Raw genomic sequence first — 22,993 nt, forward strand, 5'->3', positions numbered from 1 at the left:
CCCTCAGCGCGGCAGTGGCTGGATCGCGTCGATGATCCGCCCGGACGCGATCAGGCCGCGGAACTCGTCGGCGAGCCAGTCGCCAGCCGACAGCGCGGTCTGCCACGTCCTGATCCGTTCGGCGTCGCGGCCGTGAAAGCGCTTGAAATCGCGCCGGCTCGGAATCCGTCCGCCCGGCAGCCGGGCGATCCAGTCATTCGACGGCACGATCAACAGCGTGCGGTCGAGATGGCGCGGCTTGCGCCACGGCAGGAACTGATCGAGCCAGCCGGTGACGACGCGTTCGGAAAAGTGCGGCAGCAGCATCAGCCCCTGCCGTTCGGCCAGCGGCAGATCCATGTGGTAGTCGATCAGACCGCCGTCGTAATACGCGCCGGCAGGTAGGCCCGGCAGATCGTGCACCGGTGCAATCACGCCAGGAATCGCCGCGGTCGCCATCAGCACAGCGGCCATGGCCTCGCCGGTCAGCGGCGCGTAGCCGGTCGGAATGCCGTCGTCGCGATAGCGCGCCGCGTCACCGGTGTGCAGTACGTGCCGGTGCAAATGGCCGCCGAGCGCCGGCCGGCTCAGCGCATTGGCCAGCACCATCCGTGCCAGCGCGGCGTTCTCGCCCCATCCGCCGTCGCGGCCGTGGACGCGGCGGGCAACGATGATGTTCAGCGCCACCAGCGGGTTGGTGGCGATCTCGGCGGCGCCGGTGTCGCCGAGCAGCACGTCGAGCAAGCGCCGGGCTTCGGCGGTCACTTCGGCGATGTCGGGTCGTTCACTGTAGCGCTGCGCCAGATACGCCGATTCGAAACGGCTCAGCGCTGCCAGCGGATCGCGTTGCGCCAGACACGCCAGCCGCCATGCGCCGATCGATGCGCCGACCGCGGTCAGCGGCGTCTTGCGCTGCGCCTGCCATTCGCCGAACACCGCGCGATCCAGTCTGGAGAGCACCAGCCATTTCGGCCCGCCAGCGGCGGCACCGACGTGGCTGAACAGCTCGGGATCGAAGCCGTCGCGGCGGATCCGCGCCAGCGCTTCGGCGCCGGCGTACAGCGTCAGCGCATTCATGCGTTCTGGTTCAAGCGGGCCAGCATCGCCTCGTCCAGATAGCACCACTCGCCCTCGGAGAGTCCCAGGCTATCGAGTGTCAAACCGCCGATCTGGCTGCGCACCAGCGCCTCGCAGCGGTTGCCGGCGGCGGCGAGCATCCGTTTGACCTGGTGATACTTGCCCTGATCGAGCGTCATTTCGACGTGCAAGGGGTCGATCAGCCGCGCCGCCAGCGCGGCGATCGGCGCCGGCTCGTCGATCAGCTTCACGCCGGCCAGTAGTTGCTCGACCAGCGATTCGTCGACCTCGTGCTTCAGCGTCGCGACGTACACCTTGTTCTGGTGATGCTTCGGATGACCCTGGGTGTGGATGAAAGGGCCGTCGTCGGACAGCAGCAGCATGCCGGTGGTGTCGTGATCGAGCCGGCCGACCGGCTGGACGTCGCGCCACAGAAACTGCTCGGGCAGCAGCGTGTGCACACCCGGGTGGTGACTGGGCTTGCGCGAGCATTCAATATTGCCCGGCTTGTTCAGCACGATGTAGACGTGCTCGCGCACAGGCCATTCCTCGTCGAACACGGTCAGCACCATGCCGGTCGGGTCCAGCGGCAGCTTGTAGCCGCTGGCAGGCTCGCCGTTGACGAGGACGTCGCCGTCGTTGATCAGTTGCTGGCAGCCCTTGCGGGTGCCGAATCCCTGGCTTTGCAGGAGGCGGTCGAGAGTCAGTTTCTTCATGCGGCCAGAGGCTAGCGCATGCGCGCCGACGCGTACAGCCTCGGACGGCGGGCGGGCCTGGCTGCGGCAACACGATGATTCGCAGCGCGAATGTTGCGGAATTGGTCACTTCTGGCGGTTTTTCTGGCCGACCGGACAACGCTGGCGGCATCCTGCCCATCGATTGCAAACGGCATTCTGCTTACAAGCAATGCCATAGGCATGAACCCCTGCCGATACCGAGCTTGTGCCAAATCAAACCTTGCCGGCGCAGTGTTTCATATGCTGATGTGCTGCGCGCCGATGCAGACGCTAGCAATCCGTCAGCCCATCCAGCGCTGACGACGTGCTTGCTCTGTTTGTTTTATCCGCCATCGCCGGCCATACTGCGGCGCATATCCAACACCCCGGTTTTACCGCTTGCCATGTTTTAGTTCGAAATGATACTATCAAAACATGAATACTAGATTCGGCACCCCTATCAGCTTCGCCCCGGTTGAACAGAAGATCGATCGGGTGTGCGAACGCGCCACGGCGCCCGACGTGCTGCAGGCTCGGCAGAACGTGATCCTGAGCCACCTGGTCCGCCATATCCAGACGGCTCAGGCGGCACGCTCCAACACCTTTCTGCGCGAGTACGAACTGAACGCGGTGAGCTTTACCGCGCTGATGATGCTGTTCAGCTCGCCCGAGTGCGCGCTGAACCCGTCGGAACTCGCCGACGCAACCGGCGAATCGCGCGCCAACGTCACACGGATCTGCGACGAACTCGTCGCCAAGCAGTTGCTGACCCGCTCGCCCAACGGCGAGGACCGCCGCCGCGTCGACCTGCGACTGGCACCGGAAGGCGAAGACCTCGTGCAGCGCTTTTTGCCACAGATGCGCGACCGGGTTCATAACGTCTTCAATGTGCTGAGCGAAGATGAGCGCGACACGCTGGAAAACCTGCTCAAGCGCGTGCTGACCGAATTGGGGTGACCCCGGCCATCAGGCCGGCGCGCACCTGGCGGTGCGCGTTTTTTTATCCGGACAATCAATATATGAAATATTCACCAATGAAGATCGTTGCCCCGCTGGCGCTGGCGCTCCTCGCCGGCTGCGCCTTCATGCCCAAGGATGAAGCAACGCTGCCGCAGCGCGATATCGCCAGTGCCGAGCTGCCCAAGCACATCAAGCTGGCACGCGAAGGCTGGCCCGAAGCACGCTGGTGGACCGCCTATCGCGATCCGCAGCTCGACGCCCTGATGGATGCGGCGATCAAGGATGCACCGAGTCTGGCGACCGCCGAAGCGCGGCTGCGCACCGCGCGCGCCGCCCTGCAACAACAACGCGGTGCCGACGGTCTCACCATCGATTTCAGCGCCCAGGTCGACCGCCAGTACATCTCGGCCACCGGCCTGTTCCCGCCGCCGATTGGCGGCGAGTGGTACACCGAGGGCAAGGTCGGCTTCAACGGCAACTGGGATTTCGACTTCTGGGGCAAGAACCGCGCCCGGGTCGCCGCGGCGCTCGGCGAAGCCAACGCCCGGCTGGCCGAAAGCGCCAGCGCCGAGCAGACGCTGGCCGCAGCGGTGACACAGAGCTATTTCACGCTACAGGCCGACTGGGCCCGTCAGGCCAACTTCAAGCAGCAACAGCAGACGCAGACTGCGCTGGCCGCGACGCGCCAGAAGCTCGTTGCCCAAGGGCTGGCGGCGATCGATACGCAGAAGCGCATCGAGGCCGATGTCGCAGCGACCGAGCAGAAAATCGCCGCGCTCGATAGCGCAGCGGTGCGTGAACGCGAAGCATTGCGGGCGCTGGTCGGCAGCGATGCGCTTGTCGACGGCCTGAAGCCGCAGCCGTTGCCGCAAGGCGTCGGCGGCTTGCCGAAAACGCTCGGCATCGAATTGCTCGCCCGCCGGCCGGACCTGCAGGCGGCGCGCTGGCGCGTCGAAGCGTCGATGAACCAGATCGAAGCGTCCAAGGCGGCGTACTACCCGACGGTCAATCTGAATCTGTTCGCCGGTTTCGACACGATTTCGATGTCGGACCTGTTCGATCGCGGCAGCCGCCAGATCAATCTGGTGCCGAACTTCACCTTGCCGATCTTCGAGAACGGCCGGCTCGACGCCCAGTTGCACGGCGCCAACGCGCAGCGCAGCGCCGCCGTCGCCGATTACAACCAGAGCGTGCTGAACGCCGTGCGCGACGTCGCCCAGGGCGCCGCCGCCGTGCAGGGGATTGCGCGCGAAGGCGACGCACTGCAACGCAACCGCGCCGCGACCGACGCCGTTTACGCCAGCACGCAGAAACGCTTCAAGCAAGGCCTGACCGATCGCGGCAGCCTGCTCGCCGCCGAACTGCCGCTGCGCAGCCTCGACGACCAGACGCTGCAGCTGCAGAGCCAGCGGCTGATCGCCGACGTCGCGCTGATCAAGGCACTGGGCGGCGGCTATCGCGCCGATCCGGGCAGCAGCACCGAACAGGCCCACGCCGAACAACACAAAAACTGAATCCGGAGATATCCATGAGCACCGAACAGAAGAATCCGAACGGCGGCAAGCGACGCGGTCTGATGCTGGCGATCGCCGGCGCCTTCATCCTCGCCGGCGTCGGCTACGCCGCGTACTACAGCCTGGTGCTGAGCCACTTTGAAGAAACCGACAATGCCTATGTCGGCGGCAACCTCGTCACGCTGACCAGTCAGGTCACCGGCACCGTGATCGGCATCAACGCCGACGAAACCCAGCTGGTCGAAGCCGGCCGCGAAGTCGTCAAGCTCGACCCGGCCGACGCCGCCGTCGCGCTGCGTTCGGCCGAAGCCAAGCTCGGCGAGACCGTGCGCCAGCTGCGCCAGCAATACGCCAATGCCGACCAGGTCGATTCGACCCTCGCGCAGCGCAAGATCGATCTGCAAAAGGCCGAAGCCGACCTCGCCCGCCGCGCGCCGCTGGCCGGCGACGCAACCGTCTCGGCCGAGGAAATCGCCCACGCCAAGGATGCGGTCGAGAACGCCCGCGCCGCGCTCAACGTCGCGCAGAAGCAGGCCGAAGCCGCGCATGCCGGCATCGACGGCGTGAAGATCATCGACAACCCGAGCGTGCTCGCCGCGCGCGCCGGCTATACCCAAGCCTGGCTCGCGTCGCAGCGCAACGCGCTGGTCGCGCCGGTGTCGGGTTATGTCGCCAAGCGCAGCGTCCAGGTCGGTTCGCGCGTCACCCCGGGCGCGTCCTTGCTGTCGATCGTGCCGCTGGACCAGTTGTGGGTCGACGCCAACTTCAAGGAATCCGAGCTGAAGAACATCCGCATCGGTCAGGCGGCCATCGTCCGCACCGACATTTACGGCAGCGCGGTCGAATACCACGGCAAGGTCGTCGGCCTGGCCGCAGGCACCGGCAGCGCCTTCTCGCTGCTGCCGGCGCAGAACGCCACCGGCAACTGGATCAAGGTCGTCCAGCGCGTACCGGTGCGGATCGCACTCGACGCCAAGGAGCTGGCGGCGCATCCGCTGCGGGTCGGCCTGTCGACGACGGTCGAAGTCGACACCCAGGACCGCAACGGCCCGGTGCTGGCGACCCAGCCGGCGCAAAACCCGGTGTATTCGACCAGTGCCTTCGAGGAGCCGCTGCTGAACGCCGAGAAGCTGGCCGACGCGATCATCGCCAAGAACCTGGCCGGCGCACGCTAAGCGGAGTCATCGATGTCTGAAGCGCAACAAGCGGCACCGCCGCCGCCGCTGCACGGCGCCGCACTGGCGCTGATGACCGCGGCGGTCGCACTCGGCACGTTCATGGAAGTACTGGATACGACCATCGTCAACGTCTCGGTGCCGCATATCGCCGGCGATCTGGCCGCCAGCACCACCCAGGGCACCTGGACGATCAGTGCCTATGGCCTCGCTGCGGCGATCGCCGTGCCGCTGACCGGCTGGGCCGCCAAGCGCGTCGGTCAGGTCAAACTGTTCGTGATCTCGGTGCTGCTGTTCACGCTCGCGTCGGTGCTGTGCGGCTTTGCCCATACCCTGCCCGAACTGGTCGCATTCCGCTTCATGCAGGGCCTGGTATCGGGGCCGATGGTGCCGCTGTCGCAGACGCTGCTGCTCGCCAACTACCCGCCAGCGAAAAAGGGGCTGGCGCTGGCGCTGTGGTCAATGACCGTCGTCGTCGCGCCGATCTGCGGCCCGCTGCTGGGTGGCTGGATCACCGACAACTACAGCTGGCCGTGGATCTTCTATATCAATGTGCCGGTCGGGCTGTTCACCGCCGCGGTGTCGTGGCGGCTGCTGAAAAACCGCGAAACCGAAACGGCAAAGGTGCCGATCGACGTCGTCGGCATGGTGCTGCTGGTCCTCGGCGTCGGCGCCTTGCAGATCATGCTCGACAACGGCAACGATCTCGACTGGTTCAACTCGGGCTTCATCATGACGATGGCCGTGCTCGCCGTCGTGGCGCTGACCTTTCTCGTCGCCTGGGAGCTGACCGACGATCACCCGATCATCGACCTCTCGCTGTTCAAGAGCCGCAATTTCCGCTGGGGTGTGGTGTCGCTGTCGCTGGGGATGTTCTGCTTCTTCGGCAGCACGGTGATCTTCCCGCTGTGGCTGCAGACGGTGAAGGGTTATACGGCGACGTGGGCCGGCGTGGCCACCGCACCGGTCGGCATCCTGGCGTTCTTCCTGTCGCCGCTGATCGGCAAGAACATCGCCAAAATCAACCTGCGGCTGCTGACGTCGTTCGCCTTCATGGTGTTCGGCATCACGATGTTCTGGTTTGCCAGCTTCACGCTGGATACCGAGCTGAATCAGCTCGTCGTGGCGCGGCTATTCCAGGGCATCGGCATCGCCTGCTTCTTCATCCCGCTGAACCAGATCATCCTCTCGGGCATCGGCCCGGAGCGCATGGCCGCGGCGTCGGGGCTGTCGAACTTCTTCCGTACCTTGTCGGGGAGCTTCGCCACCGCGATCGTCACCTATATCTGGACCAAGCGCGAGATCTTCCACCACGCGCGGCTGACCGAACACGTCACCGCCGCCAGCCCGGCAACGACGAGCTACGTCGGCCAGCTCGACCAGCTCGGCATCCGCGGCACGGCGGCGTACGCGCAGATCGACCAGACCATCACCCAGCAGGCCTTCCAGATCGCCACCAGCGAGGTGTTCTGGATGATGGGGATGATCTTCATCGCGATGATTGCCGTCGTCTGGCTGACGCGCCCGCCCTTCGGTGCCGCTGGCGCTGCCGGCGGACACTGAGCGGGCCAACAAGCCGGCGCCTTCGCGCCGGCTTTTTTCATGGCGCGCAATGAACCGGCTCACTTCGGCACGGTAAATCGTTCGCTCAGCACAATCTCGCCGGCTCGCTAGAATGTAAGAACCTGTTCACGATCCTTTCGCGTCGGCGTTCGGGGCCGTGCCGGAACAAGGCCATGAACAGGTGCTAAAGCAATAATCCCCCGCTTTCAGGAGATCCCACGATGCGACGCTGGCTGACCGCGCTGCTGCTGATGTTGACCGCCGCCGGTGCGTACGCCGCTGCCGAGCAGATCGCCTGGGAGACCACTCGCTTCGGCACCCTGCGCATCATCCGCGACGTGCCGACGCGGCCCTTCGGTACGCTGCGCTACCAGGGCAAGACGCTGTTCAGGGCCCCCGACCAGTACCTGAGCTTTGACAGCATCGCCGAACTCCCCGGGCGCGATGCCGCGCTGGTCTTCGTCGGCGACGGCGGCTCGGGCGGCGGCGGCCGCTATCTGCTGGTGCTGCTCGACAACCGCAAGAAAGCCCGGGTGCTGCAGGACCCGCGCCTCGTCAGCCTGACCCGGCCACCGCAGCTGACCGTCGTCGGCCAGACCCTGCACATCGACCTCGGCCTGAGTCAGGGCCTGAAACGCACCGCCACGCTGAAGGGCAACACGCTGTCGTTCGACTACGCCACGGCGAAACAGGCGCGCGTCGATTCGGCCGATTGCGACTGGCTGCATCAGGAGGCCGGCAACGTCTGCGCCCCGCAGGCCGGCCGCGATTGCAGCAAGGTCGTCGGCGACCGGCCACAGTACGTCGAGCGTGCGATCAACCGGCTGGGCAACTACCCGGGCTTCGAGCGCCAGACGCTGGATGTGCTGTGCGTCAACCGCTGCAATGGCAACGACTGGCCGTCGCTGAGCGAATTCCACCGTCAGGTCTGCGGCCTGCCCTCGCTCTAAGCGCACCCTGCCGGCGTGCTCGCCGGGCGTGCGTGCACCGTTGTGACCGAAAGGATCACACGGGACGTTTCACGCGCCCTGCCAGCATCGTTCCCCTGGGTTTCGCGTGCCGCAGCACTACCCTCGGGGCATTCGCTGCGGCAAGGCCCGCCAGGCCCCATCTGCCGACGCCTCCGCCTAGACCGGTCCGGCGACGGTGGGAGCCGCCCGGCAGCCGGCGTATCATCGCCGGATGACGACTTCCCTCCCCCCCATTGTCGGCTCGTGGAGCGGCGGCAAGGACAGCTGCCTTGCCTTCCACCGCGCCGTTGCCGCCGGCCACCCTCCGGTGGCGCTGATCACCATGCTCGACGAAAGCGGCGAACGTTCGCGCTCGCACGGCATCCCGCCGGTGCTGCTGCGGCAACAGGCCGCCGCGCTCGGCATTCCGCTGATCACCGGCGACGCCAGCTGGTCCGATTACGAGGCCGAGTTCATCCTGCGGCTGGCGCGCGCCCGCGACGAGTTCGGCGCGCAGGCCGCGGTGTTCGGCGATATCGACCTGCAGGCGCATCGCGATTGGGAGGAAATGGTCTGCAAGCGGACCGGCCTTAGCGCGCAACTGCCGCTGTGGCAGCAGGATCGCCGCGCGCTGGTCGAGGAAATGATCGACTGCGGCATCCGCACGATGATCGTGTCGTGCAACGACACGCTCGGGCCGGACTTCCTCGGCCGCATCATCGACGCGCAAACGGTCGCCGATCTGGACGCCGCCGGGGTCGACGTCTGCGGCGAGAACGGCGAATACCACACGCTGGTGCTCGACGCACCGCGCTTTGCCGCGCCGCTGAGCGTGCAGACCGGCGAGAAACAGCTGCACGGCCACTACTGGTTCATCGAGCTGTTTCCGGCATAAACCGTCAGGCCGGCAGCGCCTCGATCCTGACCGTGCGGCCGGCAACGCGGAACGGCGTGCCGTTCATCAACCGCTGCCGCACCAGCAGTTGTTCGTCGGCGCCGAGCACGAACAGCAAGGTCGACAGCTGCGCTTCGTCGCATTCGGCGCTGCGACCATCGACCCAGAGCCGGAAGCCCGGTGCGATGGCGGGCTCGGGCAGCAAGGTCGCGAGAAAGCGGCTGTGGCTCTGCTCGGACAACCGTTCGAGCCGCTGATGCTGGCGCAGCGCGTGCCGACGGCGGCGCCAGCCGGACCATTCGAGCCAGCCCGCCGCAAAAGCAAAACCGGCGGTCAGGCCAAGGACCAGCGTCGGGTCAAAAGTCATGGTTTGAAACGTTGATTTGAAACGCGGCGAATTATACGTCGCGGCATGCCGACATCATTCGCCGCGGAGCCCCGCTGTCCGACCGTCTGACTGCCAAGCAGCGGCTCAACACCGGTTCGTACCAGCCCCCCAATCGCCACCGGGTCGCGACGGCGTGTTCGGTCGAATCGAATCGAATCGAATCGAATCGAATCGCGTGGCAGCGTTCGGCCTGCAGACGAACCGGCGCGAATACTGCGCAACAGCGGTGAACCGCCAATCGCTGACGATTTCACCACGCTAGGGCGGTGCGCCACGCGCAGCGTCGGGCGGCGCCGGCGTATGATTTCGGTGTTCCGCCCGATCGAAAACCTCAAAAGACATCGAATGAACATGCTGCCGCCCGACTTCACCCCGTGCTTCTCGACGGCCCTGCCGACCGGCGAACCGCTGTGTTTCGCCATCGTCGGCGACCAGCACCTGGTGACCGCGGCGGCTGCCCTGCCGGCGCACACCGCGCTCGCGGCGCTCGGCGCCCCCGAGGTCGACGTGCTGATCGGCCATCTCGGCAGCACCCCGTGCCGGCTGATCGCATGGCCCGAGGCCGCACAGGCGCCGGAGGGCTTGGTCATTGAAGGACTGCGCGCGCTGTATGGCCGGCTCGGCGACGACGTGTTCTGGATTTCGGCGCGCGCCCGCCAGTTGCTGTCGTGGCTGCGCGACCACCGCCATTGCGGCCGTTGCGGCACGGCGACCCGGATCGCCGAACACGAAGCCGCCGCGGTCTGCCCGGCGTGCGATCACCGGATGTACCCGCGCGTTTCGCCGGCGATGATGGTGCTGATTCGCCGCGGCCGCGAGCTGCTGCTGGCGCGCTCGCCACACTTCAAGCCGGGCATGTACAGCGCGCTGGCCGGTTTCGTCGAGCCCGGCGAAACGCTCGAAGCCTGCGTGCATCGCGAGACGATGGAGGAAGTCGGCATCACCATCAACGGCCTGCGCTGGTTCGCCAGCCAGAGCTGGCCGTTCCCGCATTCGCTGATGCTCGCCTTCCACGCCGATTACGTCGCCGGCGACATCGTGCCGCAGGAAGACGAAATCGAGGATGCCCGCTGGTTCGACATCGACGCGCTGCCCGAATTGCCGGGGCAGGCAAGCATCGCCCGGCGGCTGATCGACGACGCGCTGGCCGAACTGCGCGGCTGAAGCACCCAAGGCGTCGGGCATGTGAAGATGCACGTGCGCCATCGGCTTGTGCCGGCTCAAGATAAGTTGCATTATATTTGCACCTTATAGAGCCTTGCCATGCAACTGACCCGCTATACCGACCTGAGCCTCCGGGTGCTGATGTATCTGAGCTACCCCGACCGTGCCGACCTCGTCACCATCGCCGAGATCGCTACGCAGTTCGACGTGCCGCGCAATCACCTCGTCAAGGTCGTCAACCAGCTGGTCAAACTCGGCTGGGTCGTGGCGACGCGCGGCCGCAGCGGCGGCATCCGCCTTGGCGTGCCGGCCGGATCGCTGACAATCGGCCAGATCCTGCGCGAAATGGAAGGCACCAAGGCACTGATCGACTGCGAAGGCGAAATCTGCGTGCTGCGCAACGGTTGCCGGCTGCGCGGCGCGCTCGCCGATGCGCTACAGCAGTTCTATCGCACGCTCGACGGCTACACGCTGGCCGACATCTGCTCGGCCCCTACCGCCGGCCTGATCGCGCAGATGCACCGGCTGGTACCGACGGCAACGCACTGACTCCAGCGGCGGGACGCGTTCCCGTCTTTTTTGCCTATTTTTGTTGCATTTTTAATATCACTTTAAAGGACTCACCATGCTTGCACCGGATCACCGCGCCACCATCGATGCCACCCTGCCCGTTGTCGCCGCGAACGCGACCGCGATCACCGGCCGTTTCTACGCACGGATGCTCGACGCCCACCCCGAGCTGCGCAACCTGTTCAACCAGGGCAACCAGGCATCGGGCGAACAGAAGCAGGCGCTTGCCGCTGCCGTCTACGCCTATGCGCAGTACTGCGATACGCCCGACGCCATCGAACCACTGCTGAACCGCATCGCCCACAAGCATGCCAGTCTCGGCATTGCCGCTGACATGTACACCATCGTCGGCCGGCATCTGATGGCGGCGATCGGCGAAATCCTCGGCGACGCGGTCACCGCCGAAATCGCCGAAGCCTGGGACACGGTGTACTGGCGCTTCGCCGGCGAGCTGATCGCCCGCGAGGCGGTGCTGTACCAGGACGCCGGCATTACCCCGGCGACTTTCCTGCGCGAATACGAAGTGATCGAGCGCGTGGCCGAAGGCGGCGTCGCCGTCTCGCTGCGACTGCGCCCGACCGACGACGGCCCGGCACCGGCGTTCCGGCCCGGCCAGTACGTCAGCGTGCAGGTCGATCTGGCCGATATCGGTTTGCGCCAGCTGCGCCAGTACAGTCTGTCCGACGCGGCCGATGGTCAGACGCTGCGGATCACCGTCAAACAGGAGGCCGGCGACGATGTACGCCCCGACGGTCTGGTGTCGATGCACCTCGCCCGCCACGCCGACATCGGCAGCCGCTGGCTGGTCAGCAACCCGTTCGGCGATCTGGCACTCGATCCCGACGCCGACACGCCGGTGGTGATGATCTCGGCCGGCGTCGGTATCACGCCGATGGCCGCGATGCGCCGGCACCTGAGCCGGCAGCAACGGCAGGGTGTGTTCGTCCACGTCGCCGCGCACGGCGGCCGCCATATCCTCAAGCGCGAACTGACGCCGGCCGCCCATCTCACCGATCTGATCGTCTACGACGCCGCGCGCGTTGAGGACCGGCTCGGCACCGACCATCATCACGCCGGCCGCTTCACGCTGGCCGAGCACCGCGACACCATCGTCCGCCCCGACGCCGACTACTATCTGTGCGGGCCGCTGCCGTTCATGACCGCCCAGCGCGAGGCCTTGCTCGACCTTGGCGTGCCGGCAAATCGCGTGCATTTCGAGGTGTTCGGGCCGGATTTACTGACGGCGACGCTGTAATTAGCGTGCGATTGGCTTGGCGGATTGGCGGCTGCGGTACGAGTCATGGTCATGCTTGTTAGCGCCTTCGGCGCGGCGCGAAAGGCATTGATGCGCGTTCCGCCGCGCGAACGGGAAGGGAGCTTTGTCTCGCCAAAGCCCCCTTCTCCCCAAAGGCGTGCGCTGCATCGCGCGTCGCTAAGCGGCATAGCCGCTTAGCTTTGGCGTGACCGCGCCTGCGGCCCTCCTGGCTGCCCTCGATCGGTCGCGAGCCAAGCCTGAAACTGCTTGTCTCGCACCACTCCTCGGCGCTGGCGAACGGGATGAAAGACGGTGCACTGTTCGCCGCAGCCGGTTTGCCTCGTGTTTGTTCACTGCCCGTCGCACACCGCCCTGATCCCCTCAGTAGCGCCGAGCAGCGCAAGCCGGCACGGGGTCGTCAGGGATCGCTGTTTGAGCGCAGCGAGTTTGCGATTCCCGCCGTGATGGCTGAGCAGCACAGGGCACCCGCGAAGCGGGCGCGGATGCGGGGTCGCCTTTCTTTGGATACTATTCTTTGGCGAAGCAAAGAAAGTATCCCGTCCGCGCGGCGGAACGCGCATTCAATGCTTTTACTCGCGCCGCAGGCGCTAAACAGTCCCCTACCGTGGCCTCGCCCACAACGCCACCGCCCCCGCAATCAGCCCCCAAAACGCCGAGCCCACGCCGGCCAGCGTCACCCCCGACGCAGTCACGAGGAAGGTGATCATCGCCGCCTCGCGCGTGCCGTCGTCCTTCAGCGCGGCGGTCAGGCCATTACCGATGGTGTTCAGCAGCGCCAGCCCGGCCAATGCGACCACAAGCTCCTTCGGAAACGCTGCGAACAAGGTCACCACCGCTGCGCCGAAGATGCCGATGATCAGGTAGAACACCCCGGCGGCCACCGCCGCGGTGTAACGGCGCTTTTCGTCCTCGTGCGCCTCGCGGCCCATGCAGATCGCCGCGGTGATCGCCGCCAGATTGACCGCGAATGCGCCAAACGGCGCCAGCAGCAAGGTCGTCACGCCGGTGGCGGTGATCAGCGGCGAGATCGGCGGGTGAAAGTTCGACGCACGCAACACCGCAACGCCGGGAACGTTCTGCGACGCCATCGTCACCACGAACAGCGGCAGGGCAACGCTGGCCAGCGCGTGCCACGAGAAGGCCGGCATGATGAATTCGGGCCGCGCCAACTCGAGACGGATCTCGCCCCAGCGCAGGCTGCCCTGCCAGGCCGCCAGCGCCACGCCAACCGCCAGCACCGCAACGATGGCGTAGCGCGGCACGAAGCGCCGCATCGCCAGATACACGACCAGCATCGCGCTCACCATCACGAACTGCGTCTGCAGCGCGGTGAATGCCGCCAGACCGAAGCGCAGCAGCACGCCGGCCAGCATCGCCGACGCGATCGCCACCGGGATCCGCTGCATCGCCTTTTCGAACCAGCCGGTGGCGCCGGCGACGATGATCAGCAGCGCACTGATGCAAAAAGCGCCAACCGCCTCGGCTATCGACACGCCGGCCACGCTCGTCACCAGCATCGCCGCGCCCGGCGTCGACCACGCAGTGACCACCGGCACCTTGTAGCGCAGCGACAGCACGATGCACGTCAGCCCCATCGCCAGCCCGAGCGACCACATCCACGACGCGGTCTGCGCCTCGGTCGCGCCCAGCGCCTGCGCGGCCTGGAAGACGATCACCGCCGAGCTGGTGAAGCCGACCAGCACGGTGACGAAACCGGCGACGACGGTCGAGAGCGAGAGATCTTTGATCAGCGACATCTGGGCGGATTCCAGCGATGAGTTGAGTGCAATTCTGCCTGCAGCAGACGGCCTGTCGATAGCTACAGTGCCTCGCTGCAACATGCGTTCCAATGCAATTTGACCCGGCCCAAAGCGCACCGCTATCGTCGCCGCCGCAACGCACATCCCGAACCGAAAGTGATCCCCATGACGTCCCGCCTTCTGGTGCTTCTCGCCTGCGCGCTGCTGAGCGCGTGCGCCTCCGTTCGCCACCAGCCACTGAGCCAGGCTGCCGTACCGCAACTGGAAAACAAAACCCTCGCCTTTACGACCGGAACGAAGCCCGACTTCGGCGCAATGACCGCCGGCAACGCCATGTTCGGCCTGCTCGGTGCCATCGAAGCGATCAGCTCCGGCAACGCACTGGTCAGGGACAACAATATCCCTGACCCGGCCAGCAATATCGCCGCCGAACTGGCAAAAATGGTTCATGCGCAGTACCGGATTGCCGATCGCAAACTGGGCATCGTTTCGGGCTCCGATGACGTCGACGCACTGGCAAAGCTGCATCCCGACGTGGATCTGCTGCTCGACGTGCGTACGGTGACCTGGAGCCTGATCTACTTCCCGGCGGACTGGACCCACTACCGGGTGATCTATTCGGCACAGGCCCGCCTGATCGATTTGAAGCATCGCGAAGTGCTGGCCGAGCATTCTTGCTCCCGGGCACCCGAACAGACGGCCGACGCCCCGACCTACGATGAACTGGTCGACGATGGCGCCGCCGGTCTCAAGCGCGCCTTGAGCACCGCCGGCGACGAATGCCTGGAGGAATTCGCCAGCCTTTTCCCGAGTTGAGTCCGTTTAGTCATCATTTTGGGCCGCCGCTACCGCGGCCGTTGACGTTGTCATCACGCGGCTGATAGTTTGTTTGCATGTCAGCCGTCCCGACCTCCCTTCTGCTGCGTTCCCTCTGGTGGCTAAAAAGCCTCCAGCGGTAGCGCTATTGCCACCGCGAGCCCTCTGCCGCGGTGTATTCCTTTCCTGAAGACCATCGCGGCGCCTTGACCCAAGGATGACCGCCATGCCCGATACCTCCTCCGCTACGACAGCCCCATCCGCCGGCTTTTCGCCGCAGCAGCTTGGCCTGCTGTTCGCCTTCCTGTCGGCCACCGGTTTTGCCACCAAGGCGGTATTCGTCAAGCTCGCCTACCGCTACGGTGTCGACGCAGTGACCTTGCTGACGCTGCGGCTGGTGTTTTCGCTCGGGCTGATCGGGCTCTGGCGCTGCGCGCGCTGGCAGCGCGGTGCTGCGGTACCGGCAACGCCGATCGCGCGCGGTGATCTGTGGCTGTTGCTGGTACTCGGTCTGCTGGGCTATTACCTCGCCAGCCTGTTCGACTTCATCGGCCTTGTCACCGTCAGTGCCAGCATCGAACGGCTGGTGCTCTATCTGTATCCGACGCTGACGGTGCTGCTGTCGGCGCTGTTTTTCCGCACCAAGATCACCAAGCGCATGGTCGGCGCTTTGCTGCTCACCTATCTGGGCATCGCCGTGGTCATCGGCCCGGGGCTGGCCGGCGCGCACGCCGACGTCGCCGGCCTGTTGTGGATCGTCGGCAGCACCGTCGCATTCGCGCTGTACCTAACCTTCAGCCCTGGCGTCATCAAGCGCATCGGCTCGATGCGCTTCACCGAAGCCGCGCTGACCGTATCTGGCGGCGCAATGCTGATCCAGTTCGCGTTGACGCGGCCGCTGCCGCTGCTGTTTTCGCAAGCCTGGCCGGTTTACGGTTACGCGCTGATCACCGCGCTGGTCGCGACGGTGTTGCCGATCTGGCTGATGGCCGCGGCAATGGCGCGCATCGGCGCCGGCCGCGCCGCTATCGCCGGCACCATCGGCCCGGTACTCACCATCGTGCTGAGCCTCGGCATTCTCGATGAGCACCTCAGCCCGCTGCAGTGGCTCGGCGTCGCCGTGGTCATGGGCGGCGTCACGCTGATCGGCAAGCGCTAGCAGCGCGCCAACGGCCGGGGGCCCCGCCCCCGGCCGTCCTCTCTGCAATCCGGTGCGCCTATTCAGCGAAGGCGATGGCCGCACACCCGATGATCACCGGTAAACATATGCACGCATTGCTGGAAGCCGCAAAGAAAGCCTCGCACGAGCACAAGCCCTTGCCGTTTTCGGTGTATTCATCGGTGAAGGAGCAGCGCATTCTCAACGCGCCCATCGCAAAACCGCTGATGGTATTCGTACTGGCCGGCATCAAACAGCTAGGCAAAGACAGCGAAATCACCTGCCCGGCAGGCCGCTTTGTCTTTTTGTCCAACAATACCAATATTGATATGCGGAACATTCCCGACGTCAATGCGTATTGCGCCGTGCTGGTCGAATTCGAGTATTGCGATTTCGATCAGTTCAAGGACGCACAAAAGGGCACGCGCAATTATTTTCAGGGTGAAATCGATACCGCTCTGGCCACGACCTTGCAGCAATTCATTGAATGGTCGATGTTCGCGCCCTCGGCAGCATGGCATTTCCGGAGAAAGGAGCTGCTCCAGCTGCTTTATCAGTCCGGCTACGAAGACGTGTGCGCCATTGCCGCCCCCCCGAGCCTCAGCCACCGCTTGCACGGCATCATCAACGACGATATTTCGGCGGACTGGCCTGTCGAGCGTCTGGCTGCAAAACTGGCTATCAGCGAATCGACGCTAAGGCGGAAGTTGCAGGCGGAAGGCAGTAGCATTCATGCCATCGTGAACCGCGCCAAACTGGGTCATGGCCTCCACCTCGTGCAAACGACGATGGCGCCGATCGGCCGTATTGCAGAGCGTTGCGGGTATCAATCCCAATCCCGGTTTACCGACAAGTTCAAGCAACTGTTCGGCATTACGCCGAGCGCGCTCAGAAAAACGCGCCGGCCGGATTAAAGCCTCGCTTGCGCTTGGCGCCCGATGCGACCCCGGCAAAGGACGGCACGTCCTCCCGAGTGGCAAAGTCCGCCGCTGCACCGCCTGACCGGGCGTTCAGTCCCGCTTGTACAAAGCCTCAATGGTGGCCGAAGCCAGCGAATTGGCACGCACCATATAGCCGGTCAGCGCAGCGGAAGCCTCTTTCGGCAGTTCCAGCTTTTTGGACAGCGCGAACACGGTAAATTGATAGCGATGCACGCCATGTCCCTTGGGCGGGCAGGCCCCGCCAAAGCCGGCGATGCCGTAATCATTCCTGATGTTGACACTGTCGGCGGGCATGGCCTGCTTGCCCGTATCACCGGCGCCGCTGGCGAGCGCGGTGACGGTCTTCGGGATATTGACGACCTGCCAATGCCACCAGCCGCTGCCGGTCGGTGCATCCGGGTCATAGGCCAGCACCGCAAAGGCCTCGGTGCCTTTGGGTGCGCCGGTCCATGAAAGCTGCGGCGACCGATTGCTGCCGTTGCAGCCAAATCCCTGGAACTCCTGGGCGGCACTCATGTATTGCCCCTGAGCGATATCGGTGCTCGTGAGCTTCAACGAGTCTGCCAGCGCAGAACCCGACAGGAATATAGACAAGGGCAAGGCTAAATTGACCAATACATTGCGCATCATGATCGACAAATCCGGTTGGTTTGGAACTTGTGCATCTTAGGGATTCCGCCCGACGCGGATTAGTCAGAAAGCCGTCAATTTTTATACCGGAAACGGTCATTGGCCCGAAGATCCAATCGAGACGGCATCAAAAAGAAAAAGGCCGGAGCATCCGCTCCGGCCAACATTTTTTGGTCCGCCGCTGTGCGACGGATCTGACCGCATTGTCTGCGCCACCCGGGTGTAAAACCCGTCGCCGCGCTTGCGGCTTGCTCCTCCTCTCCGCTTTACATCGCTGCGCGGAAGATCGCGCAGATTTCCTCGTGGGTGGCCTGCTTCGGATTGGTGAAGCCACACGCATCCTTCAAGGCGTTGCTCGCCAGCGTCGGGATGTCCGCCGCCTTGACGCCAAGCTCGGTCAGCCCGGCCGGAATGCCGACGTCCATCGCCAATTGGCGGATCGCCGCCAGGCAGGCCTGCGCCGCTTGCGCGTCATCCATGCCGCTGACGTCGACGCCCATCGCATCGGCCACGTCGCCAAGGCGCGCGGCGGCGACCTGGGCGTTGTAGGCCTGCACATGCGGCAGCAGCACCGCATTGCAGACGCCATGCGGCAGGTCGTAGAAGCCGCCGAGCTGGTGCGCCATCGCGTGCACATAACCGAGCGACGCATTGTTGAAGGCCATGCCGGCGAGGAACTGCGCGTACGCCATCTGCTCGCGCGCCTGCATGTCCTGGCCGTCGGCCACCGCCGCGCGCAGATACTGGCTGACCAGTTCGACCGCCTTCAGCGCACAGGCATCGGTAATCGGCGTTGCCGCGGTCGACACATAGGCTTCGACCGCATGGGTCAACGCATCCATGCCGGTCGCAGCGGTCAGGCCCTTGGGCATGCCGGCCATCATCGCCGGATCGTTGACCGACAGGATCGGCGTGGTGTGCTTGTCGACAATGGCCATTTTGATGTGGCGGGCCTCGTCGGTAATGATGCAGAAACGCGTCATTTCGCTGGCGGTACCGGCTGTGGTGTTGATCGCCACCAGCGGCAATTGCGGCCTGGCCGAACGATCGACGCCTTCGTAATCGGCGATCTTGCCGCCATTGGCCGCGACCAGGGCGATGCCCTTGGCGCAATCGTGCGGCGAGCCACCGCCGAGCGAGATCACGAAGTCGCAACCGTTGTCCCGCAAAAGCTTGAGTCCGGATTCGACATTGCCGGTGGTCGGGTTCGGGTGCGTACCGTCGAACACCACACTGCTCACGCCCGCCTGCCCCAGCGTTTCGGCGACCTGGCCGACCAGGCCGGTCGCCACCAGCCCGGTGTCGGTGACGATCAGCGCTTTCTTGTAGCCGTACGAGGCGATGGCCTTGGCGGCATCGGCCATACAGCCGGCACCCATCAGATTGACGTTCGGAATGAAGAAGGCGGTGGTGGCCATGGTGAGCTCCTTGAGTGCGGGGTCAGCCCCCCGGCAGCGGATTTCGGCTCGTGACCGAACCGGCCCGCCGGGGCGGCAATGACGATTGGATACACCGCCACTGTGCGCCCGCCGAACGCCGGCCGCTTTGCGCTCGATCAAGGCAGTTGTGGTATTCGTGCGACGACTTCGTCGCCTGCGACACGCTTTCACCGACCGCTCGTCGCCATGGCGCTGACGCCGTCAACCGGCTGGCTATGAAAGAAACTCACCCATGCAGCCAGACTGCAGCATCACCGAGGGGGAGCCATGTCGAACTACGCCCGCCACATCCTGGCCACCCTGCTGCTCGTCAGTGCTCCCGGTCTCGTGCATGCCGACGACACGCCGCCTTATTTCGATTTCAGCGTCACCACGCCGGCTCCGGAAATCGATCCGTCGCCCGCCTGGGTCTGGCTCTCCGGCAAAGCCGCCAGCACGCTGATTCCCAAGTACGACCCCGCCCGATTGACGTTTTTCGGCGATCCGACGCTGGTCGTCGGCTTCTCGGGCATGCGTCGCGCCCGCTATATCGGCAACGAACTGCGCGAAGACAACCCGCAGTCGCTGCTGCTGCCGTTTGCCAACTACACCTTCGAAAACGGCATGACGCTCGGGCTGCAGGCCGAAACCACCTACAGCAGCTACAGCGGCGATTGGGACACGCCAGTCAACCTGACGCTCAGTCGCCGTTTCGACTTTGGCAAGCAGGCGCTGACGGTCGGCGGCGGGCTGCAGCAGTTCAGCAGCGAAACGCCGCGCTGGGGACTCGGCGTCATGTGGCAACTACCGTGGGCGCAATGAGTCCGCGACCCGGGCCGAAGCAGCCGATCCGCCACCTGCCAGCACAGCGGAGCTAAGGAAAAACCCTGATGCCTCGCAGCATGACAACATGATACTTTGGTTATGTTGAACCAAATACAAATAACCAAAGGTTATCTACATATGAAGAAGCTCGCCCTGCTGGTGATCGCCGCCGCGATCTCGGTGCCCGCCTTTGCCGCTGACCTGCTCGACACGGTCAAGAGCCGCGGCGAACTGAAAGTCGCGCTCGAAGGCAGCTACCCGCCGTTCAACTTCAAGGACAAACAGGGCCAGCTGACCGGCTTTGAAGTCGAACTGGCCCGTGAACTGGCGCGCCGCCTCGGCGTGAAGGCCGGCTTCACCACCGGCGAATGGAGCGGCCTGCTCGCCGGCTTGCAGGCCGGCAAGTTCGACGTCGTGATCAACCAGGTCGGCATCACCGATGCGCGCCAGAAGGTGTTCGACTTCTCCGAGCCGTACACGATCTCGTCGGCACAGCTGATCGTCCGCAAGAACGAAACGCGCAACTTCAAGTCGCTCGACGACCTCAAGGGCAAGAAGCTCGGCCTCGGCCTCGGCACCAACTACGCCGACATGGCCAAGGCCGTCGCCGGCATCGACGTGAAAACCTACCCGGGCGCGCCCGAATACCTGCAGGATCTGGCGCAGGGCCGGCTCGACGCGGCGCTGAACGACAGCCTGATGATCCCGTTCGCGATCAAGGAATCCAAGCTGCCGGTCAAGCCGGGTGCTGCGGTCGGCGAGGTGTCGAAATCGGGCATCCCGTTCGCCAAGGGCAATCCGCAGTTCAAGGCCGCGATCGACAAGGCCCTGTTCGAGATGCACAAGGACGGCAGCTTCGCGAAAATCTCGAAGAAGTGGTTCGGCATCGACGTCTCCAAGGCACCTGCGGCAAAATAAGCGCCGTCGTACTCCCGCGCCCCCGGACGCCAGCGCCCCGGGGGCGCGTTGCTTTCCGTCGCCTTGTGCGCCCGTATTGAACCGACCTGAGTCAGACCACCATGCTCACGATCACTTTGTCCACGATAGTTGTGTGTATCGGCGTCGGCATCCTGCTGATCAACACCCTGTTCTGCCTGCCGACCGCCATCGGCAGAAAAGACACGCCGTGGATCGTGCTGATCCTGCTCACGGGGCCGTTCGCTGCGTTTTTCTACTCCTTGCGCAACGACGGTGAGCTCAAGTGGCTGGGCAAGCTCAGCCTGCTGGGTGCATCGCTTGTCTTGCTCGGTTTAGCCGCGCTGTACCTGGCCATGCGCATGAATGCCTCCTGAAGCAGACGCGCCAGCATCGCCCCCACCCCATCCCCCCCTCGTGAGACATGATCTTGGATAGCTGGATCGAACTTCTGCACACCGCCTGGCCCTTCCTGATCAAGGGCGCCGGCTTCACGGTGTTCTTCGCGCTGATTGCCATGGTGCTCGGTCTGGCGCTCGGCTTTGCCGTTGCGCTGGTGCGCATCGCCCGCGTGCCGGTGCTCGCGCAGATCGCCGCCGTCTACGTCAGTGCGATGCGCGGTACGCCGTTGCTGGTGCAGATCTTCGTCATCTACTACGGCCTGCCCAGTGTCGGTATCGAGTTCGAACCGGTCACGGCCGGTATTCTGGCGCTGACGCTGAACGTCGCGGCCTACCTGTCCGAAAGCATGCGCGGCGCCATTGCCGGCGTCTCGCGCAACCAGTGGCTCGCCGGGTATTCGCTCGGCTTGAACTGGTGGCAGACGATGCGCCATGTCGTCGCGCCGCAAGCGCTGCGTCTGGCCGTTCCGAGCCTGTCGAACAGCCTGATCAGCCTGATCAAGGATACCTCGCTGGTCTCGGTGATCACCGTCACCGAACTGATGCTCGCGACCAAGGAAGTGATCGCCCAGACCTTCCAGCCGCTGCCGCTCTACCTTGCCGCGGCGGCAATTTACTGGGTGCTGAGCGCGCTGTTCGAGCGCGTACAGCGCGCGGTCGAGAAGAAACTCGAACTCGCCCACCGCCACTGAAGCCCAGCTACGCTGGCTAGATTCCGAGGAATGCCCCCATGTACGACTTCACCACCTCCGCCGCCCAGCGCGTTACCGACAGCTACAAATGGCGCAAGTACGCCGGTCGCGATGTATTGCCGCTGTGGGTTGCCGACATGGATTTCCTCAGCCCGCCGGCCATCACCCAGGCGCTGGCCGAGCGCGTTGCGCAAGGCATCTTCACCTACGGCGAGCCGACCGAAGCCGCGCTGTCGGCGCTGATCGACGCCGCCCGGCGCGACTACGGCTGGACGATCGAGCCCGGCTGGCTGGTGCCGCTGCCCGGGCTCGTCACCGGGCTCAATGTCGCCTGCCGTGCCAGTGGCAATGGCGACGTGATCACCGCAACGCCGATCTATCCGCCGTTCATGTCGGCGCCGCAGTTCAACGCGCGCAGGCTGGTGAAGCTGCCGCTGCGCGAAACCCGGCTCGCCGTCGGCAGCCACTGGGAATGGGATTTCGCCGCGCTCGACGCCGCGGCCACGCCCGGGGCGACGCTGATGCTTTGCCACCCGCACAATCCGGTCGGCCGGCAGTGGACGCAGGACGAACTGGTCCGGCTCGGCGAGATCGCCGAAAAGCATGACCTGACGGTGATCAGCGACGAGATCCACTGCGACCTGCTGCTCGAACCGGGCGCCCGTCACGTCCCGTTTGCCACGCTGTCGCCAAAACTGGCGGCGAGAACGATCACGCTGATGGCGCCGAGCAAGACCTACAACGTCCCGGGCCTCGGCTGCGCATTCGCGATCATCCCGAACGCCGAGCGTCGCCATGCCTTCCAGAAGGCGATGCGCGGCATCGTGCCGCACGTGAACCTGTTCGGCTACGTCGCACTCGAGGCCGCCTGCCGCGACGGCGCGGCCTGGCGCAACGAGCTGCTGTCGGTGCTGCGCAGCAACCGCGACGAAGTCGTCCGGGCCCTCGACGGCATTCAGGGCCTGCGCGTCACCGTGCCGCAAGCCACCTTCCTCGCCTGGATCGACTGCCGCGGCGCCGGGCTGCAACACCCGCAACATTTCTTCGAGCAAGCCGGTGTCGGCCTGTCGGACGGCGCCGATTTCGATGCGCCGGGTTTTGTCCGGCTCAATTTCGGCTGCCCGCGCGCCACACTCGACTCGGCGCTCGCGCGGATGCGCAAAGCGCTGGCAACGCTCTGATTGCCGACCTTGCCCAGTTCACCGTCCG

At 65.1% G+C, this 22,993-nt stretch carries 23 protein-coding genes; 17 read left to right on the plus strand and 6 right to left on the minus strand.

The genetic code is table 11. The annotated features are described in order from the left end of the window. Positions 1–3: 3 nt before the first annotated feature. The gene (locus tag R0382_RS04825) at positions 4–1,056 is read right to left on the minus strand and encodes a patatin-like phospholipase family protein (RefSeq protein ID WP_432722806.1); all 1,053 of its coding nucleotides are present in this window, start codon (positions 1,054–1,056) and stop codon (positions 4–6) included. Beyond that, on the minus strand, positions 1,053–1,772 hold the full coding sequence (locus R0382_RS04830) for a pseudouridine synthase (RefSeq protein WP_432722807.1): 720 nt from the start codon (positions 1,770–1,772) through the stop codon (positions 1,053–1,055). Before R0382_RS04830 ends, R0382_RS04825 begins: the two co-directional genes overlap by 4 nt. Before the next feature lie 435 nt (positions 1,773–2,207). Between R0382_RS04830 and R0382_RS04835 the strand changes: the two genes are divergently transcribed. The 6 genes from R0382_RS04835 to R0382_RS04860 all read left to right on the plus strand — a co-directional run bounded on the left by R0382_RS04835 (position 2,208) and on the right by R0382_RS04860 (position 8,829). Continuing rightward, entirely contained in the window at positions 2,208–2,729 is a 522-nt protein-coding gene (locus R0382_RS04835; protein WP_432722809.1) for a MarR family transcriptional regulator, read from the plus strand. A gap of 77 nt (positions 2,730–2,806) precedes the next feature. Beyond that, a complete protein-coding gene (locus R0382_RS04840; RefSeq protein WP_432722811.1) occupies positions 2,807–4,246 on the plus strand; it encodes an efflux transporter outer membrane subunit in 1,440 nt (479 codons plus the stop codon). 14 nt (positions 4,247–4,260) lie between these two features. Further along, positions 4,261–5,421: an HlyD family efflux transporter periplasmic adaptor subunit gene (locus tag R0382_RS04845; RefSeq protein ID WP_432722813.1), complete on the plus strand. Its 1,161-nt coding sequence runs from the start codon at positions 4,261–4,263 to the stop codon at positions 5,419–5,421. Positions 5,422–5,433: 12 nt separating this feature from the next. After that, the gene (locus R0382_RS04850; protein ID WP_432722815.1) at positions 5,434–6,984 is read left to right on the plus strand and encodes a DHA2 family efflux MFS transporter permease subunit; all 1,551 of its coding nucleotides are present in this window, start codon (positions 5,434–5,436) and stop codon (positions 6,982–6,984) included. Between the two features lie 221 nt (positions 6,985–7,205). After that, positions 7,206–7,934, plus strand: a complete 729-nt coding sequence (locus R0382_RS04855; protein ID WP_432722817.1) for a hypothetical protein — start codon at positions 7,206–7,208, stop codon at positions 7,932–7,934. Positions 7,935–8,166: 232 nt separating this feature from the next. Continuing rightward, positions 8,167–8,829: a diphthine--ammonia ligase gene (locus R0382_RS04860; RefSeq protein ID WP_432722819.1), complete on the plus strand. Its 663-nt coding sequence runs from the start codon at positions 8,167–8,169 to the stop codon at positions 8,827–8,829. A 4-nt stretch (positions 8,830–8,833) separates the two neighbouring features. Here the strand turns inward: R0382_RS04860 and R0382_RS04865 are convergent, their stop codons facing one another. After that, positions 8,834–9,196 (minus strand): hypothetical protein, encoded by a 363-nt coding sequence (locus R0382_RS04865; protein WP_432722821.1) that lies wholly within the window; start codon positions 9,194–9,196, stop codon positions 8,834–8,836. A 366-nt stretch (positions 9,197–9,562) separates the two neighbouring features. Between R0382_RS04865 and nudC the strand changes: the two genes are divergently transcribed. From nudC to R0382_RS04880, 3 genes are all read left to right on the plus strand, one after another. Next, positions 9,563–10,381, plus strand: a complete 819-nt coding sequence (gene nudC, locus R0382_RS04870) for an NAD(+) diphosphatase (protein ID WP_432722823.1) — start codon at positions 9,563–9,565, stop codon at positions 10,379–10,381. Positions 10,382–10,480: 99 nt separating this feature from the next. Next, a complete protein-coding gene (locus tag R0382_RS04875) occupies positions 10,481–10,930 on the plus strand; it encodes an Rrf2 family transcriptional regulator (protein WP_432722825.1) in 450 nt (149 codons plus the stop codon). Positions 10,931–11,006: 76 nt separating this feature from the next. Next, on the plus strand, positions 11,007–12,206 hold the full coding sequence (locus R0382_RS04880) for a globin domain-containing protein (RefSeq protein WP_432722826.1): 1,200 nt from the start codon (positions 11,007–11,009) through the stop codon (positions 12,204–12,206). Between the two features lie 620 nt (positions 12,207–12,826). Here the strand turns inward: R0382_RS04880 and R0382_RS04885 are convergent. Continuing rightward, positions 12,827–13,984, minus strand: coding sequence for a benzoate/H(+) symporter BenE family transporter (locus tag R0382_RS04885; RefSeq protein WP_432722828.1), 1,158 nt, complete (start codon positions 13,982–13,984; stop codon positions 12,827–12,829). Between the two features lie 99 nt (positions 13,985–14,083). Between R0382_RS04885 and R0382_RS04890 the strand changes: the two genes are divergently transcribed. The 3 genes from R0382_RS04890 to R0382_RS04900 all read left to right on the plus strand — a co-directional run bounded on the left by R0382_RS04890 (position 14,084) and on the right by R0382_RS04900 (position 16,876). Beyond that, entirely contained in the window at positions 14,084–14,803 is a 720-nt protein-coding gene (locus tag R0382_RS04890) for a hypothetical protein (protein WP_432722830.1), read from the plus strand. Positions 14,804–15,029: 226 nt separating this feature from the next. After that, positions 15,030–15,962 carry a DMT family transporter gene (locus R0382_RS04895; RefSeq protein WP_432722832.1) on the plus strand — a complete coding sequence of 311 codons (933 nt, stop codon included), beginning with the start codon at positions 15,030–15,032 and terminating at the stop codon, positions 15,960–15,962. 107 nt (positions 15,963–16,069) lie between these two features. Continuing rightward, positions 16,070–16,876, plus strand: a complete 807-nt coding sequence (locus tag R0382_RS04900) for a helix-turn-helix transcriptional regulator (protein WP_432722834.1) — start codon at positions 16,070–16,072, stop codon at positions 16,874–16,876. Between the two features lie 96 nt (positions 16,877–16,972). Here R0382_RS04900 and R0382_RS04905 read toward each other — a convergent pair whose 3' ends face one another. Then, positions 16,973–17,533, minus strand: a complete 561-nt coding sequence (locus R0382_RS04905; RefSeq protein WP_432722836.1) for a YbhB/YbcL family Raf kinase inhibitor-like protein — start codon at positions 17,531–17,533, stop codon at positions 16,973–16,975. A gap of 266 nt (positions 17,534–17,799) precedes the next feature. After that, on the minus strand, positions 17,800–18,951 hold the full coding sequence (gene yiaY / locus R0382_RS04910; protein WP_432722838.1) for an L-threonine dehydrogenase: 1,152 nt from the start codon (positions 18,949–18,951) through the stop codon (positions 17,800–17,802). A 288-nt stretch (positions 18,952–19,239) separates the two neighbouring features. Here yiaY and R0382_RS04915 point away from each other — a divergent pair, with 288 nt between their 5' ends. The 5 genes from R0382_RS04915 to R0382_RS04935 all read left to right on the plus strand — a co-directional run bounded on the left by R0382_RS04915 (position 19,240) and on the right by R0382_RS04935 (position 22,965). Beyond that, positions 19,240–19,773, plus strand: a complete 534-nt coding sequence (locus R0382_RS04915) for a hypothetical protein (protein ID WP_432722840.1) — start codon at positions 19,240–19,242, stop codon at positions 19,771–19,773. Positions 19,774–19,914: 141 nt separating this feature from the next. Continuing rightward, positions 19,915–20,694 carry a transporter substrate-binding domain-containing protein gene (locus R0382_RS04920; RefSeq protein ID WP_432722842.1) on the plus strand — a complete coding sequence of 260 codons (780 nt, stop codon included), beginning with the start codon at positions 19,915–19,917 and terminating at the stop codon, positions 20,692–20,694. 101 nt (positions 20,695–20,795) lie between these two features. Further along, positions 20,796–21,068, plus strand: a complete 273-nt coding sequence (locus R0382_RS04925) for a hypothetical protein (protein WP_432722844.1) — start codon at positions 20,796–20,798, stop codon at positions 21,066–21,068. A 53-nt stretch (positions 21,069–21,121) separates the two neighbouring features. Then, on the plus strand, positions 21,122–21,784 hold the full coding sequence (locus R0382_RS04930; protein ID WP_432722845.1) for an amino acid ABC transporter permease: 663 nt from the start codon (positions 21,122–21,124) through the stop codon (positions 21,782–21,784). Between the two features lie 38 nt (positions 21,785–21,822). After that, a complete protein-coding gene (locus tag R0382_RS04935; RefSeq protein ID WP_432722847.1) occupies positions 21,823–22,965 on the plus strand; it encodes a MalY/PatB family protein in 1,143 nt (380 codons plus the stop codon). Positions 22,966–22,993: the final 28 nt, after the last annotated feature.

The organism is Jeongeupia wiesaeckerbachi, assembly GCF_050916355.1.
Taxonomy (GTDB): domain Bacteria; phylum Pseudomonadota; class Gammaproteobacteria; order Burkholderiales; family Chitinibacteraceae; genus Jeongeupia; species Jeongeupia wiesaeckerbachi.